Raw genomic sequence first — 6,020 nt, forward strand, 5'->3', positions numbered from 1 at the left:
CCGGTGGCTTTCATCGTGGTGTGCGAGGACGACGCGGCGGTCCGCGACGTGCTCAAGCGTGCGCTGGAGCACGACGGCCACACGGTCGCCGTCGCCGCCACCGCGGACAGCCTGCTGCGCCGGCTCGATCCGGTCCCTCACCTGGTCGTCCTGGACCTGGGGCTGCCCGACGCCGACGGCCGCGACGTCTGCCTGGCACTGCGCTCGCGTGGCGTCGACGCCCCGGTGCTGATGCTCACCGCGCTGGACGGCATGCACCACAAGGTAGGGGGGTTCGAGGCGGGAGCCGACGACTACATGACGAAACCGTTCGACATCCCGGAGCTGCTGGTGCGGGTCCGCGCCCTGCTGCGCAGGACAACCGCGACGACCCCGCCGAGGGGCGTCGTTCTCGACCCCGCGAAACATGTCGTGACCTACGGTTCGACGAGCGAGAGCCTGACACCGACCGAGTTCCGGCTGCTGGGCAGGCTCATCGCCGCACAGGGTGACGCGGTACGCCGCCACGCCCTCGTCGCCGCGGGCTGGCCGCACGGCGCGCAGGTCAGCGACAACACCCTCGACTCCTTCGTTCGCCGGCTGCGGACCAAACTCGGTGCGCTGGGCGTCGCCGACCGCCTGGCGACGGTCCGCGGGGTGGGCTACCGATGGGAGTGACGGGTTTTCGCGGGAGGGTCGTCGCGCTCGCGGTCCTGATCGCGACAGCGGTGGTCGCGGTCCTGGTGGTGGTCTCCCACGTGTTGCTGAGCCGGGTGACCGACGCCGACGCGCACGCTCTGGCGCACACCCGCGCGGAAGCGGCGGCGGCGAACGTGGCCGTCCGCGGTGGCCGCGTCGTGCTGATCGAGGGCGGCAACGAAGCACTGGACACGGTCTCGTGGGTGTATGCCGACGGGCACCTCGTCGACGGACTCGTGCCGGCCGGCGTTCGCGACCGCGTCGACGCCCTGGTCGGCTCCGGGCGGTCCCGGACCACCACGGTCGGCAGTGACCTGCTGTACGCCCAGCCGATCCGCCAGCAAGGCCACCACGTCATGGTGGTCGTGCGGGTCGACCTGACTCCGTACGAGACGTCGGAGCAGCGCAGCCTCACGATGTCGCTCATCCTGGGCGGCATCGCGATCCTGCTGGCCGGTGTCGTCGCGCACCTCGTGGTGGGCCGCGCGTTGCGGGTGGTCCACGACATGGCCGCGCTCGCCGACGACTGGGGCGAGCACGAACCCGGGCGCCGCTTCGACCTCGGCGTGCCCCGGGACGAGTTCGGGGAGCTCGGCCGAACGCTCGACCGCCTGCTCGACCGCGTGGACAACGCGCTCGCGGACGAGCGCCGGCTCACCGACGAGATCGCCCACGAGCTGCGGACGCCCCTGACGGCCCTGCGGGGCGAGGCACAGCTGGCGCAGCTCTCCGGCCACCAGGTGGCACCTCAGGCCGTGCTGACCGAGGTCGACCGCCTGAACACAGCGATCACCACGATTCTCGGTGCCGCCCGGACCCGGATCGACGGCGGTACCCGCTGCGATCTCCGGGCGGCGGCGCGACAGGCCGTCGCCGGTCGGTCCATCGAACTCGCCGTCCCGGCCGACGTCGACGTCGCCGTGGCCACGGAACTCGTCGTGGCCGTGTTGTCACCCCTGCTGGAGAACGGCCTGCGGCACGCGAGTTCGCGCGTCTGGGTCACGGGGCGCGTGCAGCCCCAGGGCGTCGTGATCGATGTCCTCGACGACGGCCCGGGGTTCGACCCGGCGGAGGTCGACCGGGTCTTCGAGGCGGGCGTGACCGGCGGCGACGGGCACGGACTGGGGCTGGCCGTGGTCAAGCGGCTCGCCGCGTCCGCCGGAGTGGCGGTCCGTGCGATCGCGGCTGGTCACGGTCGCGTCGAGGTGACCTTCCCCACGCCGGAGGCGGCCGCGTAGTCAGGTTGTGTGCAGGTTGGGCGAGCCAGCCTCGGCGCATGACAACGACGAGCGAAGCCCGCACGCACCGCAGCGGGCGGCTGATGCTGAACAAGGTTCCCGAGGTCACCGTCTGGTTCTGGGTGATCAAGATCCTGTGCACGACCGTCGGTGAGAGTTTCGCCGACTGGATCAACATGAAACTGGGCGTCGGCCTGGTGAACACGGCCTGGATCTTCACCGCGGTGTTCGTCGTGGTCCTGGCCGTCCAGCTGCGGCTGAAGCGGTACGTACCGTTCCCGTACTGGCTGACCGTGGTCGTCGTCAGTGTCACGGGCACGCTGTACACCGACATCCTGACCGACCAGCTCAACGTCCCGCTGTGGATCAGCACCACGGTGTTCTCGGTCCTGCTCGCGGTGGTCTTCGGCGCGTGGTGGCTGCGCGAGCGCACCCTCTCGATCCACTCGGTCAACACGCTGCCGCGTGAGTCGTTCTACTGGCTCACCGTTCTGGTCACCTTCGCCCTCGGCACCGCGACCGGCGACTGGACCCTGGAGCTCACCGGCTGGAGCCCCGAAGTCTCGGTCCTGCTGCCGCTCGGCCTCATCGCGGCGGTCACGCTGCTGTGGAAGTTCGGCGCGAACCCCGTGCTGTCCTTCTGGCTCGCCTACATCCTGACCCGCCCGCTGGGCGCCAACATCGGCGACTGGCTCGCCTCCCCGAAGGTCGCCGCGCCGGGCGAGCCGACCGGCCTGGCGATGGGCACCTTCACCACCAGCCTGATCTTCCTCGGCCTGATCCTGGCGACCGTCGTCTACCTGACGGTGACCCGCTCCGACGTGACCGAGACCTACGACGCCACACACACCCCGCAGATCACCGCCGACCCGCGGCGCGAGCGCGTCGCCCTGGCGGGCTTCGGCCTCCTCGCCGTCGCCACCGGGGCCCTTCTGGGCTGGGCGCACAGCCAGCCGCACGTCGGACCGGCGCCGGAGACCGACGCCACCTCCACCGTGCACCTCGCCCCCGGCCAGGCCGTGAAGAAGTTCCCGGCCACGAAGGTCGACGCGCTGCGGGCCCTGGCATCGACCTCGCTCAAGGACGCGCAGTCGGGGAACGCGAGCGGCGCCCACGCGGCCGCCCAGTCGCTGCGCGACCTCTGGGACGCCGACCAGGCCACGTTGCAGCCGCTGGACAACACCGGCTGGACGTTCCTCGACGCCCAGATGGACCAGGTCCTGAAGACCTTCGGCATCGACCACCCGAACCCGCCGATGCCCCCGGCCCGTCAGGAGGCCGAACTCCGCACCCTCCTCACGGACATGCGCTGATCACGCTCTGCCAGGGGCCGCTCCGGTGGCTGTCACCCGAGCGGCCCCCTGTCCGGCGAGCGGTCAGCCGGTCGGCCCGGCCGGGGTCGTGGTGGTCTTGAAGCCCTCCGTCTTGTTGGCCTGGAGGGCGAAGTCGTTGGTGAACGTCTTGCCGAGGTCCACCGAACCCTTCACGTTGCCGACGAGCTGTTCCGTGGCCAGCGAGGTCTTCGGGCCACCGGCCGGCATGATGCCGTCGGGGAGGAACTGGCCCTTGTCCTCGGTCAGGGCGGTGATGTAGTCGGCCTTGGTCACCAGCTGGTTCGACACGAACGACGCCGGCAGCTTGTTCGCTATGTCGGCCGCGCTGTGCGTGTTGATCCAGTGCATGGTGGCGACGAGCGCGTCGACGACCTTCTGCACCGTGTCCTTGTGCGAGTCCACCCAGTCGGTACGGGCGAGCACACTGGCCGCGGGATAGGCGCCGCCCATGGCCGCCGTGGCGCCCTGGGTGGTGGCCAGGTCGATCGCGGAGGTCCCGACCCCCTTCTTCTGGATGGCGGCGACCGTCGGCTGTGTCGTCATCACACAGTCGACCTTGCCGTTCTGCAGGGCGGCGATGGCGGTGGAGCCCGCACCGACCCCGATGCGGTGGAACTGGCTGGTCCTGACGCCCTTCTTGGCGGCCAGGAACTGGGTGAGCGTGTCGGTGCCCGAGCCCAGGTCGGTGACGCCGAGGGTCTTGCCCTTGAAGTCGGCGCCCGAGGTGACGCCCGACTTCTTGGTGCACATCTCCCGCTCGCCCGGCGCGCCGGACAGCTGGACGACGTCCTCGACCGCCTTGCCCTTCGCCTGGAACTCGATCGTGTGGTTGTACCAGGCGCCGGCCATGTCGACCTGCCCCGAGGCCATGGCCTCCTCGGCGCCGACACCGCCGTCCTGCTCGGTGCTCAGCTGGACGTCGACGCCGTACTTCTTGTAGAAGCCGAGGTTCTGCGCGAGCTGGTAGGGCAGGTAGATCTGCTTGTCGATGCCGCCGACCATGAGCTTCACGGTCGGTGTGCCGCCCGAGCCGCTGCTCGCGGAGCTGCTGCTCGAAGTGCCGGAGCAGGCGCTGACCGCGCCGAGGGCGAGGACGGTGAGGACGGACGCGGCGACTGCGACGGGTCGTCTGGACATGGCTGGCCACATTCCTTTGCTGAGGTCGAACAGGGAGGAGCGGGGGAGGGGAGGAGGCGCGTCAGAGCGCGTTGGCCGCCTCGGAGGGGGCCGGCGGCCGCCAGGACAGCAACCGGTGCTCCAGCTTGCCGATCACCCACTCGGCGCCGAGCACGATGACCGAGATGACGAGCATCGTCGCGAACACGCCGTTGGGGTCGAAGTTGTTCTGCGCGGTCTTGATGACCAGCCCGAGGCCGCTCTGCGCGCCCAGCACCTCGCCGACCAACGCGCCGACGATGGCGAATCCGAAGGCGCTGTGCAGGCTGGCGATGATCCAGGTGAGCGCGGAGGGCACGGTGACGTGCCGGATGATCTGCCACTGGGAGGCGCCGAGCACCCTGGCGTTGGCGAGGATGTTGCGGTCGACCTCGCGCACGCCCTGGAAGGCGTTGAAGAAGACGATGAAGAACACCAGCACCGCGGCGAGCAGGATCTTCGGCAGCACCCCGATGCCGAACGCGACGATGAAGATCGAGCCGAGGACGATCCGCGGGATCGCGTTGACCATCTTGATGTAGGGGCCGAGGACGTCGGCGAGGAAGCGGCTCTGCCCCAGCGCGACACCGAAGACCACACCGGTGACGGCCCCGAGGGCGAAGCCGACCAGTGCCTCCTGGATCGTCGTCCAGATGTTCGCGTAGAAGGATCCGAACTCGGTGCCGTGCCGGAAGAGGTCAACAGCTCCAGACCGCGGAGTACGCCCGCGAGATCATCCGGGCGACCGCCATGTCCGAGGCGGTCGAGGCACGGGTCGACGCGCTGGTCGAAGTACGGCTCGCACGCCAGGCCGTCCTCACCCGCGACAGCGACCCCCTGGCGCTCTGGGCGATCATCTCCGAACAGGCCCTGCGCTCCACCACCGAGGATCCCGCCCTGATGTACGAGCAGTTGGGGCGCCTGCTTACGATGGGGCGGCGCCCGAACATCAACATCCAGGTGTTGCGTTCGGACGCTCCCCTCCACGCCGGGCTGACCGGCACCTTCAGCATCCTGGGCTTCGGTCCGCACACGGACCTGGACGTCGTCCACCAGGAAGGGCTGACCTCCGCCCTGTACATCGAGGAACGTGATCGGGTCTCCACGCACCGGGCCGCGTGGCAACGCCTCACGTCTGCCGCCGAGTCCGTCGAGGCGTCGGTGGAACTGATCACCCAGATAAGGAAGAACGAATAAGGAATGAAGCACGCTGACGACGCGTCGACTCTGCCGGTGACCTGGTGGAAGTCCTCGGCGTCCGCATCACAGTCCGACTGCGTGGAATGCGGGATCGTCGACGAGGCGACGGTCGCCGTCCGTGACAGCAAGCGGCCGTACGGGCCCGCCCTGCTGCTCGGCCGGCCGGCACTCTCCGCGTTCACCGCGACGCTGGCCCTCGGCGACGGCCGAATAGGCCGCCGCGGCTGAGCAGACCTCCGAGACATCACGAGCGGGTGCGGCCGGAGCCACCGGGAGGTGGTCGCCCGCACGCACCCCGGAAAACCAAGAAACCCCTGCTCAGCAGGGGTTTCTTGGTTGAGATGGTGTCCGAGGGGGGACTTGAACCCCCACGCCCGATAAAGGGCACTAGCACCTCAAGCTAGCGCGTCTGCCA

At 69.8% G+C, this 6,020-nt stretch carries 7 protein-coding genes; 5 read left to right on the forward strand and 2 right to left on the reverse strand.

The annotated features are described in order from the left end of the window. Positions 1–3: 3 nt before the first annotated feature. The 3 genes from ABZ646_RS10760 to ABZ646_RS10770 are packed head-to-tail and all read left to right on the forward strand — an operon-like array spanning position 4 to position 3,229. Complete coding sequence (locus ABZ646_RS10760) at positions 4–657, forward strand: response regulator transcription factor (RefSeq protein WP_360515766.1); 654 nt, start codon at positions 4–6, stop codon at positions 655–657. Further along, positions 648–1,916 (forward strand): HAMP domain-containing sensor histidine kinase, encoded by a 1,269-nt coding sequence (locus ABZ646_RS10765; RefSeq protein ID WP_360515769.1) that lies wholly within the window; start codon positions 648–650, stop codon positions 1,914–1,916. The genes ABZ646_RS10760 and ABZ646_RS10765 overlap by 10 nt, the downstream gene beginning before the upstream one ends. A 38-nt stretch (positions 1,917–1,954) precedes the next feature. After that, the gene (locus ABZ646_RS10770; protein WP_360515772.1) at positions 1,955–3,229 is read left to right on the forward strand and encodes a hypothetical protein; all 1,275 of its coding nucleotides are present in this window, start codon (positions 1,955–1,957) and stop codon (positions 3,227–3,229) included. A 63-nt stretch (positions 3,230–3,292) separates the two neighbouring features. Here the strand turns inward: ABZ646_RS10770 and ABZ646_RS10775 are convergent, their stop codons facing one another. Both ABZ646_RS10775 and ABZ646_RS10780 read right to left on the reverse strand, forming a co-directional pair. Further along, positions 3,293–4,387 carry an ABC transporter substrate-binding protein gene (locus ABZ646_RS10775; RefSeq protein WP_360515775.1) on the reverse strand — a complete coding sequence of 365 codons (1,095 nt, stop codon included), beginning with the start codon at positions 4,385–4,387 and terminating at the stop codon, positions 3,293–3,295. A 61-nt stretch (positions 4,388–4,448) separates the two neighbouring features. Then, a complete protein-coding gene (locus ABZ646_RS10780; RefSeq protein ID WP_360515778.1) occupies positions 4,449–5,003 on the reverse strand; it encodes an ABC transporter permease in 555 nt (184 codons plus the stop codon). 32 nt (positions 5,004–5,035) lie between these two features. Between ABZ646_RS10780 and ABZ646_RS10785 the strand changes: the two genes are divergently transcribed. Together ABZ646_RS10785 and ABZ646_RS10790 are read left to right on the forward strand one after the other, a co-directional pair. Beyond that, positions 5,036–5,602 carry a DUF5753 domain-containing protein gene (locus tag ABZ646_RS10785; RefSeq protein ID WP_360515781.1) on the forward strand — a complete coding sequence of 189 codons (567 nt, stop codon included), beginning with the start codon at positions 5,036–5,038 and terminating at the stop codon, positions 5,600–5,602. Between the two features lie 3 nt (positions 5,603–5,605). Continuing rightward, positions 5,606–5,833, forward strand: a complete 228-nt coding sequence (locus ABZ646_RS10790) for a DUF397 domain-containing protein (protein ID WP_360515784.1) — start codon at positions 5,606–5,608, stop codon at positions 5,831–5,833. Positions 5,834–6,020 lie beyond the last annotated feature (187 nt).

The organism is Streptomyces sp. NPDC007162, assembly GCF_040634175.1.
Classification (GTDB): domain Bacteria; phylum Actinomycetota; class Actinomycetes; order Streptomycetales; family Streptomycetaceae; genus Streptomyces.